Genomic DNA, 26,037 nt, shown 5'->3' on the forward strand with positions numbered 1-26,037 from the left:
TCGTCATCAGACGCCGTTCATCATAGCAAAGGACGATTCATGGAAGATAGCAAGAAAGGCTCGGCTGGGCTGACTGCTGAGAAGGGCAAGGCACTGGCTGCCGCGCTCGCGCAGATCGAAAAGCAGTTCGGCAAAGGGTCGATCATGCGACTCGGCGACGGCGACGCGGTCGAGGACATCCAGGTGGTCTCCACGGGTTCGCTCGGCCTCGACATCGCTCTCGGCGTTGGCGGTCTGCCGCGTGGCCGCGTGGTTGAAATCTATGGTCCGGAATCGTCGGGCAAGACCACGCTCACGCTGCAGGTGATCGCAGAACTGCAAAAGATCGGCGGCACGGCAGCGTTTATCGACGCGGAACACGCGCTCGACGTGCAGTACGCCTCGAAGCTTGGCGTGAACGTGCCGGAACTGCTGATTTCGCAGCCGGACACGGGCGAACAGGCACTCGAAATCACGGACGCACTGGTGCGCTCGGGCTCGATCGACATGATCGTGATCGACTCGGTCGCGGCACTCGTGCCGAAGGCTGAAATCGAAGGCGAAATGGGCGACTCGCTGCCGGGTCTGCAGGCTCGTCTGATGTCGCAGGCGCTGCGCAAGCTCACCGGCACGATCAAGAAGACGAACTGCATGGTGATCTTCATCAACCAGATCCGTATGAAGATCGGTGTGATGTTCGGCAACCCGGAAACCACCACGGGCGGTAACGCGCTGAAGTTCTACTCGTCGGTGCGTCTGGACATTCGCCGTATCGGTTCGATCAAGAAGAACGACGAAGTCATCGGCAGCGAAACGCGTGTGAAGGTCGTCAAGAACAAGGTCTCGCCGCCGTTCCGCGAAGCCGTGTTCGACATCCTCTACGGTGAAGGCATCTCGCGTCAGGGCGAAATCATCGACCTGGGCGTGCAGGCCAAGATCGTCGACAAGGCCGGTGCGTGGTACAGCTATAACGGCGAGCGCATTGGCCAGGGCAAGGACAACGCCCGCGAATTCCTGCGCGAAAACACGGACATCGCTCGCGAGATCGAAAACCGCATCCGCGAATCGCTCGGCGTCAGCACGATGCCGGATGGCGTCAAGGATTCCGGCGAAGTCGAAATCGCAGACGAAGAATAAGTCCTGAATCGGGCCCTTAAGGGGGAGCACGACTGTGATGCGCAAGCGCGGATTGACCTCGGCGCCGCCGCAGGCCGCGAAGGCTTCGTCTGCGGACGAAGCCGGGCGTTTGCGTGATGCAGGCAGTGGTGAACGGAGCGCCGCCCGGCGCTCCTTCGCTTCCCTTGACCGGTCCCACGATTCATCCTGTATTACCTCGCAAAGCCGCGACGCCCATTCGGGCGATCGCGGCTTTGTGCATTCCGAGCCTCAACTTTTGTCCCATTCCTCCACGCCCGAACTCGACGACGAAGGCGGCGCGGTATTCGAAGTGCCGTTCGAGGCGTTCTTCGATACGCCTGCCGATCTCGCCGGCATTGTCGATGCATCGCCATCGCCTGTATCGAATGCTGCGAGTGGTGAACCCGCACGCGCATCGCGCCGCACGCCGCTTGCGGCTTCCGGGTCAACCGCTCAGCGAACCGCGCAGTCATTCACACGCAGTTCCCGCCGCAGCAACGATTTCGACGATTCCGAATCGTTCGATGCGCACGACATTGCGCGCGCGGCCGAAAAAATCCGCGAAGAAACCGGCGACAGTTACGAGCGCAGTTCCACGATGCGCGCCGCGCGCAAGGCCAACGCGGCTGCTGCGAACAGGCAGCGCCCCGAGCGTTCGCTCAAGGGCCGCGCGCTAGGCTATCTGTCGCGCCGCGAGTACAGCCGCGCGGAACTCTCGCGCAAGCTGATGACCTATACCGAAGACGCCGACGAACTCGAAGCGCTGCTCGACGCGCTCGAACGCGAAGGCTGGCTTTCCGATGCGCGTTTCGCCGAAAGCGTCGTCTACCGCCGTGCGTCGCGCGTGGGCGCGGGGCGCATCGTCAGCGAACTCAAGCGGCATGCTGTCGGTGAGGAACTGATCCAGGAAGTGAATTCGCAGTTGCGCGAGACGGAACTCACGCGTGCGCGTGCAGTCTGGCAGAAGAAGTATGGTCAATTACCGCAGACGCCGGCCGAGCGCGCACGTCAGGCGCGTTTTCTCGCCGCCCGCGGTTTTTCGATGTCGATCATCGGCAAGATCCTCAAAGGCATCGAGGAGGACTTTTCGGGCGATTGATCGAAAAAATGATCCGCCAGGATCAAAAAACGTCTCGAAACAAGCTTCTAGAGGGGGTGCGAGATCGTGGCTGTCTCAAATACCCGGTATGTTAAACTCGAGAAGTTTTCTAATCCGGTCTTACCTAGTATGCCGCTCTCTCCGCCCGCGCCTCGCCAGTTGCGTCATCAGCGCGCTATCCGGGCGGTCGCCTATGAGCGCGAAGACGGCCTCTGGGATATCGACGCGTGCCTGACGGATCACAAGCCTCGCGACGTGCCGCTTGCATCCGGTATCCGGCCCAATGGTTTGCCGATCCATGAACTCTGGCTTCGAATCACGATCGATCGCAAGCTCAATGTCGTCGACGCTGAAGCGTCGTCCGACTGGGTGCCTTACGACGGTCAGTGCCAGAACGCCAATCCCGCCTATCGGGCCCTTATCGGGCTCAATCTCCTCCAGAATTTCCGCCGCGAAGCGGGCCGGCTGCTCGCCGGCACGGCTGGCTGCACGCATCTCACAGAAATGTTGGGCGTGTTGCCGACTGTCGCCGTTCAGGCATTCGTGGGAGCCGTGTGGGATGTTTCGAACGGCAATCCAGGCGACGACGCAGGACCGGACCACGGCAAGACCGCCGGCGACGACACCGCCACCGGTGAAAAACCGCCTTTCCAGCTCGGCCGCTGCCACGCGCTGCGGTTCGACGGCGAGGCGGTCAAGCAGTTTTATCCGCGCTGGTATGGCCACGCGCCGCGTTCGCAAGAGCGTAGCGGGGCAGGTACCAGCGTGCGCGAAGACACTGGGCCGCGCCAGGATGGCAAGGCCGACGCCGTCGCGCATGAATAACAACAGCGGAAACGAAGTTCACTCCAACTCTCAGACTGAAGGGAATCACGCATGAAGATTCACGAGTACCAGGGTAAGGAAATCCTGCGGAAATTCGGCGTCGCGGTACCGCGCGGCACGCCCGTGTTTTCGGTGGATGACGCGGTCAAGGCCGCTGAAGAGCTGGGCGGTCCGGTGTGGGTCGTGAAGGCCCAGATTCACGCGGGCGGCCGCGGCAAGGGTGGCGGCGTGAAGGTGGCGAAGACGCTGGAACAGGTCCGCGAATACGCGAACCAGATTCTCGGCATGCAGCTCGTCACGCACCAGACCGGTCCGGAAGGCCAGAAGGTGAACCGTCTGCTGATCGAAGAAGGCGCCGACATCAAGCAGGAACTGTATGTCAGCCTCGTCGTGGATCGCGTGACCCAGAAGATCGTGCTGATGGGTTCGAGCGAAGGCGGCATGGACATCGAAGAAGTCGCCGAAAAGCATCCGGAACTGATCCACCACATCGTCGTCGATCCGAACACCGGTCTGCTCGACGCGCAGGCCGACGACCTCGCCGCGAAGATCGGCGTGCCGGCCGCTTCGATTCCGCAAGCACGCGCGATCCTGCAAGGCCTGTACAAGGCATTCTGGGAAACCGACGCTTCGCTGGCCGAAATCAACCCGCTGAACGTGTCGGGCGACGGCAAGGTCATCGCCCTCGACGCCAAGTTCAACTTTGACGCGAACGCGCTGTTCCGCCATCCGGAAATCGTCGCTTACCGCGATCTGGACGAAGAAGATCCGGCTGAAGTCGAAGCCTCGAAGTTCGACCTCGCGTACATCTCGCTCGACGGCAATATCGGCTGTCTGGTGAACGGCGCAGGTCTGGCGATGGCGACGATGGACACCATCAAGCTGTTCGGCGGCGAACCGGCGAACTTCCTGGACGTCGGCGGTGGCGCGACGACCGAGAAGGTCACCGAAGCGTTCAAGCTGATGCTGAAGAACCCGGAGCTGAAGGCGATTCTCGTCAACATCTTCGGCGGCATCATGCGCTGCGACGTGATCGCGGAAGGCGTGATCGCGGCTTCGAAGGCCGTTGACCTGAAGGTGCCGCTCGTCGTGCGCATGAAGGGCACGAACGAGGACCTCGGCAAGAAGATGCTGGCCGACTCGGGCCTGCCGATCATCTCGGCGGACAGCATGGAAGAGGCTGCGCAGAAGGTTGTCGCGGCTGCCGAAGGCAAGTAATTTTCAGCGGATACGAATGACGCTGTGCCGGCGCGAAGACCGCTCTACTTGGCAACACGTAGCGGGCGGCGCGACGCGCGGCGTCAAGCGAACAGAGGTCAATACATGTCGATTCTGATCAACAAAGACACCAAGGTCATCACGCAGGGCATCACCGGCAAGACCGGTCAGTTCCACACGCGTGCCTGCCGTGAATACGCGAACGGCCGCGAAGCGTTCGTCGCGGGCGTGAACCCGAAGAAGGCCGGCGAAGACTTCGAAGGCATCCCCATTTACGCCAACGTGCGTGAAGCCAAGGACGCCACCGGCGCGACCGTTTCGGTCATCTACGTGCCGCCCGCAGGCGCTGCTGCTGCGATCTGGGAAGCCGTCGAGGCCGACCTCGATCTGGCGATCTGTATCACGGAAGGCATTCCCGTGCGCGACATGATCGAAGTCAAGGACCGTATGCGCCGCGAAGGCCGCAAGACGCTGCTCCTCGGCCCGAACTGCCCCGGCACGATCACGCCGGACGAGCTGAAGATCGGCATCATGCCGGGTCACATTCACCGCAAGGGCCGCATCGGCGTCGTGTCGCGTTCGGGCACGCTGACGTATGAAGCGGTTGCGCAGCTGACGGCACTCGGCCTTGGCCAGTCGTCGGCAGTCGGTATCGGCGGCGACCCGATCAACGGTCTGAAGCACATCGACGTCATGCAGATGTTCAACGACGATCCGGATACGGACGCCGTGATCATGATCGGCGAAATCGGCGGCCCGGACGAAGCCACGGCGGCAGAGTGGATCAAGGGCAACATGAAGAAGCCGGTCGTCGGCTTTATCGCTGGCGTCACGGCGCCTCCGGGCAAGCGCATGGGCCACGCCGGCGCGCTGATCTCGGGCGGTGCGGATACTGCCGAAGCGAAGCTGGAAATCATGGACGCGTGCGGCATCAAGGTCACGCGCAACCCGTCGGAAATGGGCCGTCTGCTGAAGTCGGTGCTGTAATGTCGAAATACGCCGCCGTTCGCCGCATCACGGATGCGCGGGCGGCGGGCGTTTTTTGATATGCTTGCGGAATCCTTTCACGAGGTTTCCGAACAAAAGCGAGGGAGCCAGTCATGGCTGCCTCGCTTTTTATTTGGCGCGCGGTTTTCCGCACGCGCGCAGCGCAACTTTCCCTTCAGTTCCCGTATTCATGCTCGAGTTCTTCACGACGCTCCACTGGGGCGCGGTCATCCAGATCATCGTCATCGACATTCTGCTCGGCGGCGATAACGCCGTGGTGATCGCGCTCGCCTGCCGCGATCTGCCCGCGCAGCAGCGCCTGCGCGGCATCCTGTGGGGAACCGTGGGCGCGATCGTGTTGCGCGTAGTGCTGATTGCCTTCGCGGTGGTGCTGCTCAACGTGCCGCTGCTCAAGTTCGCGGGCGGCCTGATGCTGCTGTGGATCGGCGTGCGGCTGCTGGCCCCGGCGCACGGCGACCATGCCGATGTGAAGCCTTCCGACAAGCTGCTGGGCGCGATCAAGACCATCATCGTCGCCGATGCGGTGATGAGTCTGGACAACGTCGTGGCCATCGCGGGCGCGGCGGAATCCGCCGATCCGCAGCACCGCATCGCGCTGGTGATTTTCGGGCTGATGGTGAGCATTCCGCTGATCGTCTGGGGCAGCCAGCTTGTGCTCAAACTGCTCGACCGTTATCCGGTCATCGTGACGCTGGGCGCCGCGCTGCTCGGCTGGATCGCGGGCGGACTGATCGTCAATGATCCGGCTGGCGACCGCTGGCCGATGCTCGATACGCCGGTGGCCGAATACGGCATGTGCGTGGCGGGCGCGCTTTTCGTGGTGCTGGTGGGGCATCTGCTCAAGCGCCGTAACGCGGCGCGCGCGCAAGGCTCGCACTGACCGCGAACTGACAGCGTGAGCCGACAGCGCCACGCCTAAGCCATCTGGCCGACTGCCCGGCAAACCGGGGCGTCGATACGATCGAAACGCCTGTTCACCTCCCGGTGGGCAGGCGTTTTCCGTTTCAGGAGCCAGATGATGACCGTATCCGTACTTGTTGCAGACCGTACTTCAGATGTACCCGCGGCAGATGTACCCGCGCCCGGACGCGCCAGATCGCGCGCCGCATCGTTCGTGCAATCGTGGCGCGCGCTGTTGCGCCGGGCCGGGCGCTGGGCCGCGCCCGGCTTCACGCTGATCGAGTTGATGATCGTGCTGGCGATCGTCGGTGTGATTGCCGCTTATGCGATTCCCGCCTATCAGGACTACCTGGCGCGCAGCCGGGTAGGCGAGGGGCTGTCGCTCGCTTCGGCGGCGCGGCTTTCGGTGGCCGAAAACGCCGCGAGCGGCAATGCCTTCGGCGCGGGCTACACCAAGCCGCCGGCCACGCGCAATGTCTCGTCGGTGAAGATCGACGACACGACCGGTCAGATCACCGTGGCCTTCACCACGCGCATCGCGCCCGAAGGCAGCAACACCATCGTGCTCGTGCCTTCCGTGCCCGATAACGCTGATGACCCCACGGCGCGCGTCGCGCTCGCGCAGGGTTCGGTGCAGGCCGGCACGCTCACGTGGGAGTGCTTCGCGGGCGGCAAGGCGGCTTCGTCGCTTGGCGCGCCGGGCGCGGGACCGTCACCGGCGGATGCGGCCACGCTGCCGGCCAATCTGGCGCCGCCGGAATGCCGCGCATAAGCGTGTGCTGACAACCCGGCGCCGGACGTAGCGCCCGGGACGTGCGGGCGGTGACGTTCGCTTGCAGAGGATTGCGCAAGCACCGCCCGCGCAGACTCAAAATCAGGAGCCCAGAGCGAAAGTACGGCGCATACGAGCGGATTTCGTCCGAAAGCGGCCGCACAGGGAGGGAAAAGTTTTGTATAGTGCGCCGGTTGCCGACGCCCCCAATTCCCATGCCTTCACCTTTTGCGCGTTACCTTACGTTCGTCCTGCTGGCCATTGCGTTGATCCTGCCGTACGCGGTCGTCAACCACACGTATCCGATTCCGACGTTCTATGCCGAATTCACGGCGCTCGCGCTCTACCTGCTGGTGGGCGCGGGCGTGTGGATGCTGACGCAGACCGAGCGTCCGTCAGCGGGATTTGCCTTGCCTGCGGTGGCGCTCGTGCCGCTGGCTTTCGGCTTGTTGCTCGTCGTGCAGACGATCGCGCTGCCGGTTGCGCAGCCGTCGATGAACTGGCTCGGCGCGGGCTATCTGCTAGCGGCCTTCATGGCCGTGCAGGCGGGTTACGGCATCGCGCGCGTGAATCTCGTGCGCGCGGCGATGGTGTGGGGCGCGTGGGCGCTCGTGATCGGCGGGCTGTTCGCGGTGTTCTGCCAGGTGATCCAGTTGCTGCATCTGGAGGTGAAGGTCACGCCGCTGGTCGTCGCCTACAACGTGCAGTTCGATCGCCGGCCGTTCGGCAATATGGCGCAGGCCAACCACCTCGCCACCTACATCGCCTTCGCCGTGGCGGCAGCGCTGTATCTGGTGCAGACGCGCCGTCTGAATCCAGTGCTGTGGTTCGTGCTGTCGGCGGTCTATTCGGGCGGCCTGGCGCTGACGGTGTCGCGCGGTCCGTGGCTGCAGATGGGCGTGATCGTCGTGGCGGGTTTGTGGATGGCGCTGTCGGCGGCGCGTGGCGTGCGCGGCGACCGTGAAGAAGGCATCGGCGCTGTGGCGGCGAAGGGCGGCGTGCGCGACTGGATCGTGCCGGTCGTGCTGTTCGCGATCTTCGTGGCCGTGAATGCCTTCGTGCGTTGGGCCAACGTGCACTATCAGCTGCAACTCGACCAGTCGGCGGCCGATCGCTTCAAGGATGCTGGCCAGATCGCGCCGCGTCTGGCCCTGTGGCGTTACGGCTGGACGATGTTCAAGGAGCATCCGCTGCTGGGCGTGGGCTGGGGCGATTTCCCGATTCACCAGTTCGAACTCGCGCGCACGCTGGGCGGCGTCGAGATCGCCAACAACTCGCACGATATTTTCCTCGACCTGCTCGCCAAGACCGGCGTAGTGGGTTGCGGCATCGTTCTACTGGGGCTGCTCGCGTGGTTCGTGCGCATGCTGCGCGCGCCGCACACGGCCGAGCGCATTTTCGGCTTCGCGCTGATTGGCGCGCTGGTTATGCATGCGCTCGTCGAGTATCCGCAGCAGTACATGTTCTTCCTGCTGCCCGCGATGTTCGTGTTCGGTCTGCTGGAGACGAAGCCGCTGCGCTTCGTGTCGCCGCGTGCGGCGTTCGCGGTCTACACGGTGATCGTGTTTGGCGGTATCGCCTCGCTGTGGCCGGTGATGCGCGACTACAACCGTGCCGAAGTCCTTTACTACGGCTCGCACCCGGCGCAGCAATACGCCGAGGCGCCGTCGTTCCTGTTCCGCGCGTGGGGCGATTACGGCATGGCGACGCTCATGCCGATGAACGCGGCGAGCCTGTCGACCAAGCTGGCGGCCCACGAGCGCGCGATCGCGCTGCTGCCGGGCGAGACCGTGCTGCGCCGCTATGCGGTGCTGCAGGCGCTGGCGGGCAATACGGATGGCGCGTCCGACACGGTCGAACGCCTGAAGATTTTCGCGCAGGAACTGCACGACTGGCCGACGCAACTGGCGGCGCTCTACGGCCTGCTCGACGACGAGCCGACCCTCAAGGGTTTCAAGGCCGATCTGGTGAAGAAGTACGGCAATCCGCCGGCTTCGGCCAGCGACGATGAGGACGACGATTCGGACGATTGACCTTCGCGGTCATCGCTGAGACAAGGCGGCGTAGCGTTTCGACGCACGCCGCCTTTTTCATGGCCGATCAGCGCGTGAAGCGAAATCGCGTCGCATCAAGCCACATCAAGCCGCCACCCAATCCCCCGACTTCCCGCCGTGCTTTTCCAGCACGCGCACATCGGTGATCGTCATGCCTCGATCGACGGCCTTGCACATGTCGTAGACCGTCAGCAGACCGACCTGCACGGCGGTCAGCGCTTCCATCTCCACGCCGGTACGCCCGAACGTTTCCACCTGCGCCGAGCAATGCACGCCGGGCAGCGCTTCGTCGAGCACGAAATCCACTTTCACGCGCGTGATCGCCAGCGGATGGCACAGCGGAATCAGATCCGACGTGCGTTTCGCGCCCTGGATCGCGGCGATGCGCGCCACGCCGATCACATCGCCTTTTTTCGCATTGCCATCGCGGATCAGCGCGAAGGTGGCGGGCAGCATGCGGATCGTGCCGCTCGCGACGGCGATGCGTTTGGTCTCGGCCTTGTCGCCGACGTCGACCATGTGTGCGTCGCCGGCGGCGTCGAAATGGGTGAGTTGGGACATGGGAATTCTCCGCTGCTTCATTGAACCTGAGGGGCGCTTATCTTAACAGCGCCGTGCGCGCCCCGATTCCAGGGCGCAATGACGGGCGACGTTCTACAATCGGCCGGTGGCTGGCCGCCGCGCCGGCATCCTCGCGCTGTCTGCTTTCCGATCTGACCACGATGCTTCAGAAACGGCTGCTGGCTGTCTGTTTGAGCATGTCGCTTGCCGCTCCGGTGCAAACGTGGGCGCAGGCGTCGGCGCCGCGCGCGGTGCTCGATCTCGGCTCGGCTGCGGTCACTGCGTCTGCCGCGCCACCTTCCAGGGCGCCCGCCGCGCTTTCTCGCACCGCGCCAGCCCTGGTCAGCGGCCCGCTCGACGATTCCGCCGATCCGGTCATGCCCGCCTCGATCGCGCAGGGCGTGTTCGGCACTTACGGCGGCGCGCAGAGCCGTTTCGGCCAGACTTTATCGGGATCGGCGAGCGGCAATCCCAGTGTGCACGCGCCCGCCTGGGTGCCGCAACTGCCCGATCTGGGCGACGGCTCGGGTGGCGCGCTCACGCCCCAGGCCGAGCGCCGCATCGGCGAGCGCGTAATGCGCGAAATTCGCCGCGACCCCGACTACATCGGCGATTGGCTCGTGCTCGATTATCTCGATTCGGTGGCGCAGCGGCTTTCGGCATCGGCGGCGGCGCAGTTCATCGGCGGCTATCGGCCCGACTTCGATCTCTTCGCCATGCGTGACGGCCAGATCAACGCGTTCTCGCTGCCCGGCGGTTTTATCGGCGTGAACTCGGGGCTGATCGTGACGACGCAGACGGAATCCGAACTCGCTTCCGTGCTCGGCCACGAGATGGGGCACGTCCTGCAGCGGCACATCGCGCGCATGCTCTCGCAGAGCGAGCGCACCGGCTATACGGCGCTCGCGGGCATTCTGTTCGGCATTCTCGCGGGCGTGCTCGCGCGCAGCGGCGATCTGGGCAGCGCGATTGCGATCGGCAGTCAGGCGTATATGGTCGATAGCCAGTTGCGCTTTTCGCGCGCCGCCGAGCACGAGGCGGACCGCGTCGGCTTCCAGTTGCTGGCGGGCGCGGGCTACGACCCGTGGGGCATGGTGGCGTTTTTCGAGCGGCTCGAACGTGCGTCGATGGGTGACGCCGGCGTGCCCGCCTATGCGCGCACGCACCCGCTCACGGGCGAGCGCATCGCCGACATGCAGGACCGCGCGCGCCGCGCGCCTTACCGGCAGCCGCGCCAGGCGCCGGAATACGGCTTCGTGCGCGCGCGCGTGCGGGTGTTGCAAGACCGCACGCGCGGCGAATATATCGATGAAATTTCGCGTCTGCGCGCGGAAATCGACGACCGGGTGGCGCTCAACGTGGCCGCGAACTGGTACGGCATCGCCTTCGCGCAGATGCTGCTGGAGCGCTACGACGATGCGCGGGCGTCGCTCGCGACTTCGCGCACGGCGTTCGCGCAGTTCGAAGCCGGCGACGGCAGCAGGCAGCGCAGCTCGCCGAGTCTCGATGTGCTGGCCGCCGATATCGCCCGTCGCGCGGGCCACAGCGACGACGCCGTGCGGCTCGCGCAGGCCGCGCACGCGGCGTGGCCCGCTTCGCATGCGGCCACCGACATCCTGCTGCAATCGCTGATCGCCGCGCGCCGCTTCAAGGAGGCGCAGACGCTGGCGCGCCAGCAGACCGAAGCCGAGCCGAAAGAGGGCGCCTGGTGGCAGTATCTGGCGCAGTCGAGCGCGGGGATCGGCGATCTGCTGATGCAGCGCCGGGCGCTGGCGGAGAAGTTCGCGATCGACGGCGCGTGGCCATCGGCGATCCGCCAGTTGAAGGAGGCGCGCGATATGAAAGCGGTGGGCTTCTACGATCTGTCGACCATCGACGCGCGCCTGCATGATTTCGAGGCGCGCTACAAGGAGGAGCGGGCGGAGGAAAAGGATCGGGGCTGATCGGTGTGACCGGTGCGATCGGTGTGATCGGCGCGATCAAACTTTCGCGGCTTTTTCTTTTTCTTCGGGACTCTGAACGAAAGCGAAGCGCGCGGGCACCTCGGCGCGCGCGATCGCCTGCAACGGCAAGTCGATGCCCGCGCGCCAATGGAAGGTGCCGCTCTGGCCATCGTCGGCGAGCGTGGCGTGTTCCGCGAATGCATCCAGATCGTGATCGTGCAGCAGCGCCACGTGGCTCTGCGCGTTCGCGAACAGCACGCTGCCGTGTTCGTCGAGATAAACCGCCATCGGCTCGAAGGCCTTGCCGGTCTGATCGCCCAGCGCCAGCACGCCATCCGCCGCGCGCACGAGACGCACGACCGCGGGCGTGTACTCCAGCTCGACATAGACACGCTGCGGCCCGTTCTGGAAGTACCACTGGCCGTCGTCGCCGCGTTCGTAATTGCGGCTGATGAAGGCGTTCAGCGCTTCATGGCGGATCGGCGTGCCGGGCGCGCCTTGCGCCTGATCGGCTTCGTCGCGCAGACGCCAGTGGCCGCGCGCATCGAGGCGCAGCCAGCCGGTGCAGTGAGGAACGTTGGGCCAGCGCGCGAGCGCCTGCTTGACGATGTCATCCATGAGCGGGGAGGTTGGGCGAAAGATAGTCTGTGACGCGCTGCGCCAGCCACTCGCAGCGGCCCGGGAACGGTCCGGTCATGAAGCCGACGTGGCCGCCGTTTTCGGGCTGATCCAGTTCCACGGCGGCGCTCACTTCGTGGCGCGCGGGCAGGACTTCGCCGGGCAGGAACGGGTCGTTGCGGGCGTTGAGCAGCAAGGTAGGCACGACGATCTCGCCGAGTTTCGGGCGCACGGTGGCCTGGGTCCAGTAGTCGTGCGCGCTCTGGAAGCCGTGCAGCGGCGCGGTCACCACGTTGTCGAATTCGTACATGTTGCGCGTGGCCAGCACGGCCTGGGCGTCGAACAGGCCGGGGAACTGGTCGAGCTTCTGCAGCGCCTTGACCTTGAGCGTCTTGAGAAAGCTGCGCGTGTAGATCATGCCGAGGCCGCTTGCGAGCATCTTGCCGCCCGCATGCACGTCGAGCGGCGCGGAGATTGCGGCCGCCGCGCTGACGATCTGCGCGTCTTCGCGTTGCTGCGCGAGCCAGTGCAGCAGCACATTGCCGCCCAGCGACACGCCCGCCGCCACGATCGGCCCCGCGTGTTGCGCGGCGAGGCGGCGCAGCACCCAGTCGACTTCAGCGGAATCGGCGAGATGATAGAAGCGCGGCAGCAGGTTCATCGGCCCGCTGCAGCTGCGAAAGTGCGGAATCACGGCGCGCCAGCCGCGCGCGGTGGCGGCAGCGGCCAGCGCACGCGCGTAGTGCGAGCCGGAACTGCCTTCCAGGCCGTGGAACAGCACGAACAGCGGGGCGTTGGCGGGCGTGGCGGCGGGGCTGTCGACCCAGTCGAGTTCGATGAAATCGCCGTCGGGCGTGTCCCAGCGCTCGCGCCGGTAGGCCGGCAGCGGCAGACGCGAGAACAGCGCGGGGATGATGGTCTGGATGTGGGCGCCGGGCAGCCAGAACGGCGCTCGATAGCCAGGGGCGGAATCGTTGGGATCGAGGCCCAGGTTCAGGCCTGAAGGCGCGGCATGCGGTAACGCATGGATTGCCGCGTCGAAATTGGCTGCTTCGTCGCCTGTCGTGCTCATGGCCGTCCCCTTCTTGCAACTGCGTGACTTCTTGTTCCGTCGGCGCTTCGTGGCATTGCCGCTTACTTCGTGACGCCTTGCGCTGGGCGTCACGCGCGCCTGTACTGCGACTTCAGTGCAGCGCGCCCTGGCCGTGGCGCAGCTTCGCCGCGAACTGGCTGGCCGCGTCGTCCGGCATCTTGCTGGCGTGAATGTGCGCGATGCGCCATTCGCCGCGTTCATGAACCATCACGTAGGTCGTGAAGACCATCGCCGGGATCGCACTCGGATCGACCGGGCGGTGTGCTTCGACGATCGCGTAGACCACGGTGCCGAGGCTGTCGTACACGCGGATGTCGAGCGGTTCGATCGACACCGGCGCGGCGACGAGCTGCGCTGCAAGGCCCGAGCGGATATCGGACAGGCCGTGCAGATGCGCGCCTTCGGCGCTGATGCAACTGACGAACTCCTCATCGATCCACAGGCCCATCAGCGCGTCGATATTGACCTCCGCGACGGCCTGGTAGTACGCATTGAGAGTGTCCGCGGCAGCTTCGAAGATGTGGGCAAAACGTGGCATGGCTCGTTGATCTGATGCGCTTGGCGCGGGTTGGCGTTAGCTTCGGTTGGCGATGCCGCGACTGGCTGGCGACCGGACGGTTTGCGCCTTGTGGCAAGACACAAGCCGGCAGCCGCGAGCTTGCCGCGATCGCGAGACAGGCCTGTGACGCAAGACTTCGTGCTGCACGCCGATGCGGTTTTTGCCTGACCTTGCTACGCGTTCCCCGTGGAGCGCCCTTTACTGCATTGGGCGCGTGCCACGGGTACGGCGTCGGTGGCGTGCCGCACATCCACGTTACGGGGCGTGCCTGAACGTGGCGGCCGCGCAACGCGTTGCGTGTGCTTCAGCGTTGGGCGACCAGCATGCCGCGCAAGTCGTCGAAAACCTGTTCGGCGCTCAGTTCGCGCAGGCATTTCTGATGCCCGAGCGGACACTCGCGCGCAAAGCAGGGACTGCACTCGAGATGCAGCCATTGTACCTTTGCGAGGTCCGACAGGGGCGGGGTGTGGCGCGGATCTGTCGATCCGTAAAGCGCCACCAGCGGGCGGCGCAGCGCGGCCGCCACGTGCATCAGACCCGAATCGTTGGTCACCACGGCGCTGGCGCGCGAGATCAGCGCGCAGGCTTCGCCGAGCGCGGTCTGGCCGCACAGGTTGCGCACGTTGGGCGCCTGGTCGGCGATCGCCTGGGCGAGCGGAGCGTCCTTGGGCGAGCCGAGCGCGATGATCTGCGTGTACGGGAACGACTGGCCGACCATGCGCGCGAGCGCCGCGAAATGCTCGGGCGGCCAGCGCTTGGCCGGGCCGTATTCCGCGCCGGGGCAGAACACCAGCAGCGGCACGCGCGTGTCCAGATTGAAGCGCGCCGAAACGCGCGAGGCTTCGTTCGGGTCGGCTTCGAGACGCGGCAGCGGCAGATCGTCGGGCACTTTCGCGCCGGGCGCCCAGGCGAGCGCGGCGTAGTGCTTGACCATCGGCGGACGCTCGTCCTTGGGCGGATTCGCGTGGCGCACGTTGAGCAGGCCGTAGCGGCTTTCGCCCGTGTAGCCGATGCGCAGCGGAATGTTCGCGAGCCACGGGATCAGCGCGGATTTCAGCGAATTCGGCAGCACGTAGGCGGCGTCGTATTTTTCGGCGCGCAGGTCGCCGGCGAGTTGCCAGCGGCGCAGCAACTGCAGCTTGCCGTGGGCGAGGTCGGTGGCGTAGACGTCGCGAATCTCGGGCATGCGCTCGAGAACGGGCGCAACCCAGGTGGGCGCAATCGCGTCGATTTCGATACGCGGATGCAGTTTTACGAGCCGCGAAAATAGCGGCTGCGCCATCAGTGCGTCACCGATCCAGTTCGGTGCAATAACCAGCGCGCGGCGCATCGGGATTCAAAGTCCGGAAAAAGGCAAAGGTTTCGGGCACGGGCGGCTCCCAGGCAATGGGGGCCATCGGCGTCGCGCGCGAAACGCGGTTAGGAAAAGACGCGCCGGAGCGCGTCGGGGGAGGCTGCGAGTCCGTGGCGCTCCGGGCGTTCAGCGGGCGCGAGGCCGGCGCTAAGCTCGGGAATGCCAAATTTTACGGGTACTCGAAAGCGCGGTTCGAAAGCGGTCAGGCGCGGCCTCGGCATCGACATCATCGACGTGGAGGCCGCGCCTGCGGATACGCCCCGGCCATCAATGGCCGTGCACGACCTCGCCTTCTTTCAGCTTGTAGCGCGTGCTGCAGTACGGGCACTTCGCTTCGCCGTGCGTCACGTCGATAAAGACGCGCGGATGGTTGCTCCAGCGCGGCATCGACGGGTTCGGGCAGTACGCCGGCAGGTCCTTGGCCTTCAACTCGACCAGCGGCATTTCCTTGAGTTCGCTCATGGGGATGTTTCTCTGTGTAGCAGTGGGGCGCACGGTGCGCGGCGGTCCTCAGACCTTCGCGAGCCAGTGTGCGTATTTCTCGTTTTTGCCCGAAACCACGTCGAAGAATGCCGATTGCAGCTTCTCGGTGATCGGGCCGCGCGAGCCGGAACCGATGGTGCGGTTGTCCAGTTCGCGGATCGGCGTGACTTCGGCGGCGGTGCCGGTGAAGAACGCTTCGTCGCAGGTGTAGACCTCGTCGCGCGTGATGCGCTTTTCGATCACGGGGATACCCATGTCGCGCGCCAGCGTGATGACCGTGTCGCGCGTGATGCCGTCGAGGCAGGACGCGAGATCCGGCGTGTAGATCTTGCCGTTGTTGACGAGGAAGAAGTTTTCGCCCGAGCCTTCCGAGACATAACCGTCGACGTCGAGCAGCAGCGCTTCGTCGTAGCCGTCGGCGGTGGCTTCCTGGTTGGCGAGAATCGAGTTCACGTACCAGCCCGACGCCTTCGCGCGCACCATCGACACGTTCACGTGATGGCGCGTGAACGACGACGTCTTCACGCGGATGCCCTTGGCCAGACCGTCTTCGCCCAGATAAGCGCCCCACGGCCACGCGGCGATCGCCACATGAATCGTGTTGCCTTTGGCCGAAACGCCGAGCTTTTCCGAGCCGACCCAGATGATCGGGCGGATGTAGCAGGATTCGAGCTTGTTCTCGCGCACGACTTCGAGCTGCGCGTCGGCGAGGGTTTTCGCGTCGAACGGCACGTCCATCTGGAAGATCTTCGCCGAGTTGAGCAGACGCTTGGTGTGCTCGGCCAGGCGGAAAATGGCGGTCCCGTCGGTGGTCTTGTAAGCGCGTACGCCTTCGAAGACGCCCATGCCGTAGTGCAGCGTGTGGGTCAGCACGTGGATGTTGGCGTCGCGCCAGTCCACCAGCTTGCCGTCCATCCAGATCTTGCCGTCGCGGTCGGCCATTGACATACGATTCTCCAGGCGAGTGCAGTGAAACGGTGATTAAACGAGCAAAAACGCGCAAAAAAGCGGGCAAAAACGACTGAAAACCGGTGCTAAACGTTGTTATATGCGCTGGGCATATAAGTCGGGCATCGCAACGTGCCGCGATTCCTCACGCATTGCGCGCCGGTGTTCGGGCACGCTGCGCCAGCGTTTGGCAAAGAGGATCATTCTAACGTCATTTACGCGGCCTTAGCGCGCCCACGGGCGCGCGCGGCGGGCCTTCCGGGCCGATCCGGCGCCGCGTGCGGCCAGTTTCTGTCTGGCTTGTGCGCGGCTTGTGCATCTTTTATGTCTGAATTGGAAGCTGTCTTCGGTCTCTTCCACCGCTGACAAGCGTGCGCTGAACGAAGATTGTCATGTTGCGTTGCACAATCGTAAGTATGACACTCAGCGTTCTCCCAAATACGGGACATTCGCCGATGCACGCCTCAGATCATCCTGGCTATCGGCTAAAATACCGATCTCGCAATTCGATGCCGGCTCGTGCCGAGCGCCGAGCAAGCGACCCGCGGCGGCGCCTGGAGACGGCAGCCGCGCGGATCCCGCGCCGCGCCCGTCGCGCCTTAGCCGCCCCGGCTGCTCGAAGCAACGCTTCAGCGGCCCGCGGACCTGCATCGTCTTGTCACCGCCTTCCCACCATCAAGATGACATGTCCATGAACAAGGTTCTGCGTCTTTCCGATCTGATCTCCGAAGGCAAGCTCAAGGGCAAGCGGGTGTTCATCCGCGCCGACCTGAACGTGCCGCAGGACGACCACGGCAACATCACCGAAGACACCCGCGTGCGCGCTTCCGTGCCGGCCATCAAGGCCGCGCTGGATGCGGGCGCCGCGGTGATGGTCACGTCCCACCTGGGCCGCCCGACCGAAGGTGAATTCAAACCCGAAGACTCGCTCGCCCCGGTTGCGCAGCGTCTGGCCGAACTGCTCGGCCGCGACGTGCCGCTGGTCGCGAACTGGGTGGAAAACGGCGTGAACGTCGAGCCGGGCAATGTCGTGCTGCTCGAAAACTGCCGCGTCAACAAGGGCGAGAAGAAGAATTCGGACGAACTGGCCCAGAAAATGGCCCAGCTCTGCGATATCTACGTGAACGACGCGTTCGGCACCGCGCACCGCGCCGAAGCCACCACGCACGGCATCGCGAAGTACGCGCCCATCGCCTGCGCAGGCCCGCTGCTGGCGGCTGAGCTGGACGCGCTCGGCAAGGCGCTCGGCGCACCGAAGCGCCCGCTGGTGGCGATCGTCGCCGGTTCGAAGGTTTCGACCAAGCTCACCATTCTCAAGTCGCTGGCCGAAAAGGTCGATCAGCTGATCGTCGGCGGCGGCATCGCCAACACGTTCATGCTGGCTGCCGGCCTGAAGATCGGCAAGTCGCTGGCCGAAGTCGATCTGATCGACGACGCCAAGGCGATCATCGACGCGGCCCGCGCACGCGGCGCCTCGGTGCCGATCCCGACGGACGTGGTCACGGCCAAGGAATTCTCGGCGATGGCCAAGGCCGAAACCAAGAACGTCGCCGACGTCGCCGACGACGACATGATCCTCGACATCGGCCCGGTCACGGCCAATGCGCTCGCCGCGCAGCTCGCGCAGGCCGGCACGATCGTGTGGAACGGCCCGGTCGGCGTGTTCGAGTTCGACCAGTTCGGCAACGGCACGAAGACGCTGGCGGACGCCATCGCGAATTCGGGTGCGTTCTCGATCGCAGGCGGCGGCGACACGCTCGCGGCCATCGCGAAGTACAACATCGCCGATAAGGTCAGCTATATCTCCACCGGCGGCGGCGCTTTCCTCGAGTTCCTCGAAGGCAAGAAGCTGCCCGCCGTGGAAGTGCTCGAAACCCGGGCGGCAGGCTAAGTGGCGCCGCGCGCCCCGGCCGGGAAGGCCACCAACAAGCTTCCTCGTGCGAGCGCGCAAAAGCGCGTCGCAGCCGGGGCCGCGCAATCCGCCGCAAAGCAGGGGCCAACGCCCCTGCAAGCCGCGACAGAAGAGGCACGGGCGGACGCGACGTCCGTTGCCGTTCTCGAAGCGGTGATGGAATCTGATTCGACCCCGTCGGGCGCAGCGACCGCTGAATCGCTCGCGACGACGGTGACGCCGCAAGCCGGTCATGACGCAGGGCGCACAGCCACGCCCGCCGCCGAAGCTTCGCAGGCACAGCACGCACAAACGCATCAAAGTAACGCCACCGAGGCCGCGCCAGTCGTATCGGCCAAGGAAGCGCCCTCCAAGAAAGCGACGCCGGGCATCACCGGTGCGCGTCACGGCAGTGCTACGCAAGTTGGAACCGCGTCAGCGCAGCCGGCCAGCACTTCTCGCAGTAACGGTTTTCCCAGCGATCCTATCCAGACGAGGAGACTCATGCATCGCGCCACCAAGATTGTCGCCACCATCGGTCCGGCTTCCAGCACGCCGGACATCCTGCTGAAAATGATCCACGCAGGATTGGACGTGGTGCGCCTCAACTTCTCGCACGGCACCGCCGACGATCACCGTCAGCGTGCCGAGAACGTGCGGGCGTGCGCCCGTCAGGCCGGCCGCGAAGTCGCGATCATGGCTGACCTGCAAGGCCCCAAGATCCGCGTCGGCAAGTTCGAGAACGGCAAGACGCTGCTCGAACCGGGCCAGCCTTTTATCCTCGACGCCGAATGCGAACTCGGTAACGACGAGCGCGTCGGTCTCGACTACAAAGACCTGCCGCGCGACCTGAAGCCGGGCGACGTGCTGCTGCTCAACGACGGCCTGATCGTGCTCGACGTGTCGCGCGTGATCGGCACCGAAATTCACACGGTCGTGAAGATCGGCGGCGAGCTGTCCAACAACAAGGGCATCAACCGTCAGGGCGGCGGCCTCACGGCGCCGGCGCTGACCGCGAAGGACATGGAAGACATCCGCACGGCGATGTCGATCGGCGTGGACTTCGTGGCGGTCTCGTTCCCCAAGAACGCCACCGACATGGAAATGGCGCGTCAGCTCGCCAACATCGCGGGTGCGCCGTACGGCATCAAGCCGAAGATGATCGCGAAGATCGAGCGCGCCGAAGCGATTCCGGCGCTGCAGGAAATTCTCGATTCGTCGGACGGCATCATGGTCGCCCGCGGCGATCTGGCCGTGGAAGTCGGCAACGCGGCGGTTCCGGCGCTGCAAAAGCGCATGATCCGCATGGCGCGCGAGTCGAACAAGCTCGTCATCACGGCCACGCAGATGATGGAGTCGATGATCCACGCGCCGGTGCCTACGCGCGCCGAAGTCTCGGACGTCGCCAACGCCGTGCTCGACGGCACCGACGCCGTGATGCTGTCGGCCGAATCGGCAGCGGGCAAGTACCCGGTGCAGACCATCGAAACGATGGCTGCCATCTGCCTGGAAGCCGAAAAGTCGGAACAATCCGAGCTGGACAAGGATTTCCTCGACCGCACCTTCACGCGCATCGACCAGTCGATCGCGATGGGCGCGCTGTTCACGGCCTACCATCTGGGCGCCAAGGCCATCGTCGCGCTGACGGAATCGGGCTCGACCGCGCTGTGGATGTCGCGTCACTGGACCCACGTGCCGATCTTCGCGCTGACGCCGCGCGAGGGTAGCGAGCGCGCCATGTCGCTGTACCGCAATGTCACGCCGCTGCATCTGGACACCAGCAGCGACCGCGACACGGCGCTGCAGCAGGCGATCGAAGTGGTGGTGAGCAAGGGCTACGCGTCGCGCGGCGACATGGTCGTGTTGACCGTCGGCGAGCCGATGGGTCAGCCTGGCGGCACCAACACGCTGAAGATCGTGCGTGTCGGCGATGTGCTGTAACGCAGTGCTGTAAAGCGGTGCTGTAACGCGGTTTTGAAAAAAACAGCGAGTTAACACCATTGGCGCCGACTGGTATCACATTGGTATCAGATCGGCGCTAATTGACTGCAAGATCGTAGCAAAATCGACGTAAATCCCCGCAATTCCGGCTCTCGCGCAGTTGAGGCAACGCGCGGGCTGTCAATCCTTTTTGCATCTTCTCGCGCTTCTGACGTTCGGATACGCCAATTTCATGCCAGTTACGCGTTTCGGCGCGGGAATTGCAGTCGCTTCGCGATAAAATCACGTCATTGAGCCCGCGACGAGCACGCGGGAGGCGGCTGCCAGGCCGCCCTCGACCGGCTGCGCAAGACGGCCGGCGGCACGAAGCAATTCGTTTCAAATCAAAGGAGTAGCAACAATGCCTCTCGTTTCAATGCGTCAACTGCTCGACCATGCGGCCGAAAACGGCTACGGTCTGCCCGCGTTCAACGTGAACAACCTCGAACAGGTTCAGGCGATCATGGAAGCGGCCAGCCAGGTCGGCTCGCCCGTGATCATGCAGGCCTCGGCCGGCGCGCGTAAGTACGCGGGCGAGCCGTTCCTGCGCCACCTGATCGAAGCGGCGGTCGAGTCGTATCCGCATATTCCCGTCGTGATGCACCAGGACCACGGCCAGTCGCCGGCGGTCTGCATGGCTGCGATCCGCAGCGGCTTCACCAGCGTGATGATGGACGGTTCGCTCGAAGCCGACGGCAAGACGGTCGCTTCCTACGAGTACAACGTCGATGTCTCGCGCAAGGTCGTCGAAATGGCGCACTCGATCGGCGTTACGGTCGAAGCGGAACTGGGCGTGCTCGGTTCGCTGGAAACCCTGATGGGCGACAAGGAAGACGGTCACGGCGCGGAAGGCACCATGACGCGCGAACAGCTCCTGACGGACCCGGAGCAGGCCGCCGACTTCGTGAAGCTGACCCAGTGCGACGCACTGGCGATCGCAATCGGCACCTCGCACGGCGCCTACAAGTTCTCCAAGAAGCCCACGGGCGACATCCTGTCGATCCAGCGCATCAAGGAAATCCACGCACGCATCCCGAACACGCACCTGGTCATGCACGGTTCGTCGTCGGTGCCGCAGGAACTGCTGGCTGAAATCCGCGAATTCGGCGGCGACATGAAGGAAACGTACGGCGTGCCGGTGGAGGAGATCCAGGAAGGCATTCGTCATGGCGTGCGCAAAATCAATATCGACACCGACCTGCGTCTGGCCATCACGGGCGCGATCCGTCGCTATATGTTCGAAAACCCGTCGAAGTTCGACCCGCGCGACTACCTGAAGCCGGCTCGCGAAGCCGCGAAGAAGGTCTGCGTGGACCGCTTCCTCGCGTTCGGTTGCGAAGGCCAGGCTGGCAAGATCAAGCCGGTCTCGCTCGACAAGATCGCCGAGAAGTACAAGTCGGGCGAACTCGCACAGATCGTGCGCTAAGTTCGGATAAAACCGCCTTGATCTGCGAGCGTGCGGGTTAAAACCCGTGCGCTCGCGGCGAGACAAAAACGTCGCCGTTTCCGCCTGTTTTGGGGGACGGCGACGTGCTTTTTGGTTTAACCTCGCAATACCCTCAGAATTCCGCCTTCAGCTTGCATCGCAGGCCGGGGTTCCGCCTTCTGTTTCGATAGTCCTCGAACTGTCTTTTTAGCGAATCACGACGATGTCTACCCTCTACGAATCCACGCTCAGCTCGCTGCCGCTCCTCGGCCGCGGCAAGGTCCGCGACAACTACGCCGTGGGCACCGACAAGCTGCTGATCGTCACGACCGACCGCCTGTCGGCGTTCGACGTCATCATGGGCGAGCCGATTCCGCGCAAGGGCGAGGTGCTCAACCAGATGGCTGACTTCTGGTTCGAGAAGCTCAAGCATGTCGTGCCGAACCACCTCACGGGCGTGGCGCCGGAAACCGTCGTGTCCGCCGACGAAGTCGAGCAGGTCAAGGGCCGCGCCGTCGTGGTCAAGCGCCTCGAGCCGATCCTCGTCGAAGCCGTGGTGCGCGGCTATCTGGCCGGTAGCGGCTGGAAGGATTACCAGGCAACCGGCGCGGTGTGCGGCGTGCAACTGCCGGAAGGCCTGCAGAACGCGCAAAAGCTGCCCGAGCCGATCTTCACGCCGGCCGCCAAGGCCGAAATGGGTCATCACGACGAGAACATCACGTACGACGAGATGGAGCGCCGCATCGGCACCGAACTCTCGCGCACGATCAAGGAAATCTCGATCAAGCTGTACAAGGAAGCCGCCGATTACGCTGCCACGCGCGGCATCATCATCGCCGACACCAAGTTCGAGTTTGGTCTGGACAACAACGGCCAGCTGTTCCTGATGGACGAGGCGCTCACGGCCGACTCGTCGCGTTTCTGGCCGGCTGACCAGTATCAGGTGGGCTCGAACCCGCCGTCGTTCGACAAGCAGTTCGTGCGCGACTGGCTCGAAACCCAGGACTGGGCGAAAGAGCCGCCGGCACCGAAGCTGCCCGAAGATGTGATCGAAAAGACCTCGGCCAAGTATCAGGAAGCGCTCGAGCGCCTGACCGGCCAGAAGCTCGCCTAAAGTCATTTGAGGGAAGAAGGAAGCACAATGAGCGAAGTTCAGACGGCTCACCAGCATGCGGCGCCGCTCGTCGGCGTGTTGATGGGCTCCAGCTCCGACTGGGATGTGATGAAGCACGCGGTCGCGATCCTGCAGGAGTTCGGCGTGGCGTACGAGGCCAAGGTCGTTTCGGCGCACCGCATGCCGGACGAGATGTTCGAGTACGCGGAGAAAGCGCGCGAGCGCGGCCTGCGCGCGATCATCGCGGGCGCGGGCGGCGCGGCGCATCTGCCGGGCATGCTGGCGGCCAAGACCACGGTGCCGGTGCTCGGCGTGCCGGCGGTCAGCAAGTATCTGAAGGGCGTGGATTCGCTCCATTCGATCGTGCAGATGCCCAAGGGCGTGCCGGTTGCGACCTTCGCCATCGGCGAGGCGGGCGCGGCCAATGCGGCGCTCTTCGCCGTTTCGATGCTGAGCGGGACCGATCCCGATTACGCGAACAAGCTCGCGGCTTTCCGTGTGCGCCAGAACGAAGCGGCGCATGCGATGGTGTTGCCGGCGCTGTAAGCGCCCCCGTCGGCGCGGGCGCTGCGTGCATATCGGCGCTATATCGTTGATATATCGTCGATTTGTTGTCGATATCAGGCACGTCCCGCCGACGTTAAACCCCGGTCTGGTCCGCGCGTCGCACCCCACGCGCCGCGGCCAGCCGTGACCGACCACGAAGATGACTCCTGACAATTCTCCGGTTTCACCGATCCTGCCCGGCGCATGGCTGGGTATGGTGGGTGGCGGCCAGCTTGGCCGCATGTTCTGTTTTGCCGCCCAGGCGATGGGCTATCGCGTCGCCGTGCTCGATCCCGACGCGACGAGCCCCGCAGGCGCCGTGGCCGACCGCCATATCTGCGCGGCCTACGACGACGAAGCCGCGCTCACCGAACTCGCGCGCCTGTGCGCCGCGATCTCGACCGAATTCGAGAACGTGCCCGCCGCAAGTCTCGACGCGCTCGCCAAATCGACTTTCGTGAGTCCCGCCGGCCGCTGCGTGGCCGTCGCCCAGGACCGCATCGCCGAAAAGCGCTTTATCGCTGCCTCGGGCGTGCCGGTCGCGCCGCATGTGGTGATCGAATCGTCGCAGGCGCTGGCCGCCATCGACGACGCGACGCTCACGGCCGTGCTCCCCGGTATTCTCAAGACCGCGCGCATGGGTTACGACGGCAAAGGCCAGATTCGCGTGACCAACGCCGACGAAGTGCGCGAAGCGCATGCGTCGCTCGCCGGCGTGCCTTGCGTGCTGGAAAAGCGTCTGCCGCTCAAGTTCGAAGTGAGCGCGCTGATTGCGCGCGGCGCGAACGGCGCGGCGGTGGTGTATCCGCTCGCGCAGAACACGCACCGTAACGGCGTGCTGTCGCACACCATCGTGCCCGCGCCCGACGCAAGCGACGTGCTCGTGCAGCAGGCCCAGCAGGCCGCGCTGCAGATCGCCGCGAAGCTCGGTTATGTCGGCGTGCTGTGCGTGGAGTTCTTTATCCTCGAAGACGGGTCGATGGTCGCCAACGAAATGGCGCCGCGTCCGCACAACTCGGGTCACTACACAACCGATGCGTGCGCCACGAGCCAGTTCGAGCAGCAAGTGCGCGCGATGACGGGCATGCCGCTGGGCGACACGCGCCAGCACTCGCCGGCCGTGATGCTCAACATCCTCGGCGATGTGTGGTTCCCGGCCGGTGCGGGCGAAGCGAAGGCCCAGAAGGGCGCCGCGCCCATCACGCCGCCGTGGGATCAGGTCGCGGCGATGCCGGCTGCGCGCCTGCATCTGTATGGCAAGGAAGACGCACGCCCGGGCCGCAAGATGGGCCACGTGAACTTCACCGCGCCCACGCTCGACGAAGCGCGCACGGCCGCACGCGATTGCGCGCGCCTGCTGCACATCGTCACGAGCTGAGTTGGACCGCGACATGTCCGATCAGCAGATCCGCACCGCCGCGCATCCGACCGACGCCGAAATCGAGCAGGCCGCCGTCTTGCTCGACGCGGGCGAGCTGGTCGCGTTTCCGACCGAGACCGTCTACGGTCTGGGCGGCGATGCGGCTTCGCCCGCTGCCGTCGCGGGCATTTATGCCGCGAAGGGGCGTCCGGCCAATCATCCGGTCATCGTCCATTTGCCGCCTGGCGGCGATCCCACGTACTGGGCGGCCGAGTGGCCGGAAGCGGCGCAAAAGCTCGTCGATGCCTTCTGGCCCGGCCCGCTCACGCTGATCGTGAAGCGCCACGCGCGCATTCCCGATGCGGTGAGCGGCGGTCAGGATTCGGTCGGCCTGCGTTGCCCGTCGCATCCGGTCGCGCAGCGTCTGCTGGCGGCGTTCTCGCAGCGGCGCGGCGGTCATGGCGGCGTGGCGGCGCCGTCGGCGAACCGCTTCGGTCATGTGAGCCCGACCACCGCGCAGCACGTGCGCGACGAGTTTGGCGCGGATGTGCATGTGCTCGATGGCGGCGCATGCGACGTCGGCATCGAATCGACGATTCTCGATCTCTCGCGCGGCTTTCCGGCCTTGCTGCGCCCCGGCCACGTGAGTCCGCAGGACATCGCGCGCGTGCTGGGCGAAGCGCCGCGTCTGCCCGATGGTTCGGACGCCACCGCGCCGCGCGCTTCGGGCACGCTCAAGGCGCATTACGCGCCGCGCACGCCGCTCGCGCTGCTGCCGTTCGATGCGCTGGAGCCGATGCTGGCGGCCGCACGCGAGGCGGGCGAAACCGTGGCGCTGGTCGCGCGGGCTTCGCGCGCGCAGGCGTGGGCCACGGCGGCCAATGTGCATTTCGTCGGCGCGCCGGAAGAACCGCAGATCTACGCTCGCGAGCTGTACAGCCTGTTGCGCGCGCTCGATCGTGCGAACGTTTCGCGCATTCTCATCGAGAAGCTGCCGGAGACGATCGAATGGATCGCCGTGAACGACCGGCTTGGCCGCGCGGCGGCGGCGTTCGAGCAACAGCAGGACTGACGTCGCGCGCATCTTGCGCATCGCCATGAAAAAACACCCCACGGCCGCAAGGCGCGTGGGGTGTTTTGCTTTGCGCAGGACGAACCTGCGCGTGCGC

23 protein-coding genes are annotated in these 26,037 nt (G+C 65.0%); 16 read left to right on the forward strand and 7 right to left on the reverse strand.

Features of this window, described 5'->3' with window-relative positions:
• The first annotated feature begins 39 nt into the window (after positions 1 to 39).
• From recA to U5A67_RS22745, 8 genes are all read left to right on the forward strand, one after another.
• Entirely contained in the window at positions 40 to 1,116 is a 1,077-nt protein-coding gene (gene recA / locus U5A67_RS22710; protein ID WP_205983327.1) for a recombinase RecA, read from the forward strand.
• Between the two features lie 310 nt (positions 1,117 to 1,426).
• A complete protein-coding gene (gene recX / locus U5A67_RS22715) occupies positions 1,427 to 2,215 on the forward strand; it encodes a recombination regulator RecX (protein WP_415767908.1) in 789 nt (262 codons plus the stop codon).
• A gap of 129 nt (positions 2,216 to 2,344) precedes the next feature.
• Positions 2,345 to 3,040: a DUF2889 domain-containing protein gene (locus tag U5A67_RS22720; RefSeq protein WP_205983325.1), complete on the forward strand. Its 696-nt coding sequence runs from the start codon at positions 2,345 to 2,347 to the stop codon at positions 3,038 to 3,040.
• Positions 3,041 to 3,091: 51 nt separating this feature from the next.
• Positions 3,092 to 4,258 carry an ADP-forming succinate--CoA ligase subunit beta gene (gene sucC, locus U5A67_RS22725; RefSeq protein ID WP_205983324.1) on the forward strand — a complete coding sequence of 389 codons (1,167 nt, stop codon included), beginning with the start codon at positions 3,092 to 3,094 and terminating at the stop codon, positions 4,256 to 4,258.
• 105 nt (positions 4,259 to 4,363) lie between these two features.
• On the forward strand, positions 4,364 to 5,245 hold the full coding sequence (gene sucD / locus U5A67_RS22730) for a succinate--CoA ligase subunit alpha (RefSeq protein WP_321816246.1): 882 nt from the start codon (positions 4,364 to 4,366) through the stop codon (positions 5,243 to 5,245).
• A 190-nt stretch (positions 5,246 to 5,435) separates the two neighbouring features.
• Entirely contained in the window at positions 5,436 to 6,146 is a 711-nt protein-coding gene (locus tag U5A67_RS22735; RefSeq protein WP_321816247.1) for a TerC family protein, read from the forward strand.
• Positions 6,147 to 6,281: 135 nt separating this feature from the next.
• Positions 6,282 to 6,938: a pilin gene (locus tag U5A67_RS22740; protein ID WP_321959740.1), complete on the forward strand. Its 657-nt coding sequence runs from the start codon at positions 6,282 to 6,284 to the stop codon at positions 6,936 to 6,938.
• A gap of 215 nt (positions 6,939 to 7,153) precedes the next feature.
• A complete protein-coding gene (locus U5A67_RS22745) occupies positions 7,154 to 8,971 on the forward strand; it encodes a PglL family O-oligosaccharyltransferase (protein WP_321816249.1) in 1,818 nt (605 codons plus the stop codon).
• A 105-nt stretch (positions 8,972 to 9,076) separates the two neighbouring features.
• Here the strand turns inward: U5A67_RS22745 and moaC are convergent, their stop codons facing one another.
• A complete protein-coding gene (moaC, locus tag U5A67_RS22750) occupies positions 9,077 to 9,553 on the reverse strand; it encodes a cyclic pyranopterin monophosphate synthase MoaC (RefSeq protein ID WP_205983321.1) in 477 nt (158 codons plus the stop codon).
• A 161-nt stretch (positions 9,554 to 9,714) separates the two neighbouring features.
• Between moaC and U5A67_RS22755 the strand changes: the two genes are divergently transcribed.
• Positions 9,715 to 11,496, forward strand: a complete 1,782-nt coding sequence (locus U5A67_RS22755; protein ID WP_321816250.1) for a M48 family metalloprotease — start codon at positions 9,715 to 9,717, stop codon at positions 11,494 to 11,496.
• Between the two features lie 36 nt (positions 11,497 to 11,532).
• Here U5A67_RS22755 and U5A67_RS22760 read toward each other — a convergent pair whose 3' ends face one another.
• From U5A67_RS22760 to U5A67_RS22785, 6 genes are all read right to left on the reverse strand, one after another.
• Positions 11,533 to 12,114, reverse strand: a complete 582-nt coding sequence (locus U5A67_RS22760) for a DUF2946 family protein (protein ID WP_321816251.1) — start codon at positions 12,112 to 12,114, stop codon at positions 11,533 to 11,535.
• Positions 12,107 to 13,186, reverse strand: coding sequence for a hydrolase (locus U5A67_RS22765; RefSeq protein WP_321816252.1), 1,080 nt, complete (start codon positions 13,184 to 13,186; stop codon positions 12,107 to 12,109). Before U5A67_RS22765 ends, U5A67_RS22760 begins: the two co-directional genes overlap by 8 nt.
• 112 nt (positions 13,187 to 13,298) lie before the next feature.
• Entirely contained in the window at positions 13,299 to 13,745 is a 447-nt protein-coding gene (locus tag U5A67_RS22770; RefSeq protein ID WP_205983317.1) for a nuclear transport factor 2 family protein, read from the reverse strand.
• 325 nt (positions 13,746 to 14,070) lie between these two features.
• Positions 14,071 to 15,096, reverse strand: a complete 1,026-nt coding sequence (gene waaF, locus U5A67_RS22775; protein ID WP_205983316.1) for a lipopolysaccharide heptosyltransferase II — start codon at positions 15,094 to 15,096, stop codon at positions 14,071 to 14,073.
• Between the two features lie 291 nt (positions 15,097 to 15,387).
• Complete coding sequence (locus U5A67_RS22780; RefSeq protein WP_065059306.1) at positions 15,388 to 15,582, reverse strand: zinc-finger domain-containing protein; 195 nt, start codon at positions 15,580 to 15,582, stop codon at positions 15,388 to 15,390.
• Between the two features lie 48 nt (positions 15,583 to 15,630).
• On the reverse strand, positions 15,631 to 16,551 hold the full coding sequence (locus tag U5A67_RS22785; protein ID WP_205983315.1) for a branched-chain amino acid transaminase: 921 nt from the start codon (positions 16,549 to 16,551) through the stop codon (positions 15,631 to 15,633).
• A gap of 691 nt (positions 16,552 to 17,242) precedes the next feature.
• On the opposite strand from U5A67_RS22785, the gene U5A67_RS22790 reads away from it, so the two are divergent.
• From U5A67_RS22790 to U5A67_RS22820, 7 genes are all read left to right on the forward strand, one after another.
• Entirely contained in the window at positions 17,243 to 18,442 is a 1,200-nt protein-coding gene (locus U5A67_RS22790) for a phosphoglycerate kinase (RefSeq protein ID WP_321816253.1), read from the forward strand.
• Positions 18,443 to 18,946: 504 nt separating this feature from the next.
• Positions 18,947 to 20,383 carry a pyruvate kinase gene (gene pyk, locus U5A67_RS22795; protein WP_205983313.1) on the forward strand — a complete coding sequence of 479 codons (1,437 nt, stop codon included), beginning with the start codon at positions 18,947 to 18,949 and terminating at the stop codon, positions 20,381 to 20,383.
• 400 nt (positions 20,384 to 20,783) lie between these two features.
• Positions 20,784 to 21,848, forward strand: coding sequence for a class II fructose-bisphosphate aldolase (gene fba, locus U5A67_RS22800; RefSeq protein WP_027817856.1), 1,065 nt, complete (start codon positions 20,784 to 20,786; stop codon positions 21,846 to 21,848).
• Between the two features lie 223 nt (positions 21,849 to 22,071).
• Complete coding sequence (locus U5A67_RS22805; protein WP_205983312.1) at positions 22,072 to 22,962, forward strand: phosphoribosylaminoimidazolesuccinocarboxamide synthase; 891 nt, start codon at positions 22,072 to 22,074, stop codon at positions 22,960 to 22,962.
• A 27-nt stretch (positions 22,963 to 22,989) separates the two neighbouring features.
• On the forward strand, positions 22,990 to 23,508 hold the full coding sequence (purE, locus tag U5A67_RS22810) for a 5-(carboxyamino)imidazole ribonucleotide mutase (protein ID WP_321816254.1): 519 nt from the start codon (positions 22,990 to 22,992) through the stop codon (positions 23,506 to 23,508).
• Positions 23,509 to 23,668: 160 nt separating this feature from the next.
• Complete coding sequence (locus U5A67_RS22815) at positions 23,669 to 24,886, forward strand: 5-(carboxyamino)imidazole ribonucleotide synthase (protein WP_205983311.1); 1,218 nt, start codon at positions 23,669 to 23,671, stop codon at positions 24,884 to 24,886.
• Between the two features lie 13 nt (positions 24,887 to 24,899).
• Positions 24,900 to 25,940: an L-threonylcarbamoyladenylate synthase gene (locus U5A67_RS22820; RefSeq protein WP_321816255.1), complete on the forward strand. Its 1,041-nt coding sequence runs from the start codon at positions 24,900 to 24,902 to the stop codon at positions 25,938 to 25,940.
• Positions 25,941 to 26,037 lie beyond the last annotated feature (97 nt).

The organism is Paraburkholderia sp. J69-1 (assembly GCF_905220255.1).
Classification (GTDB): domain Bacteria; phylum Pseudomonadota; class Gammaproteobacteria; order Burkholderiales; family Burkholderiaceae; genus Paraburkholderia.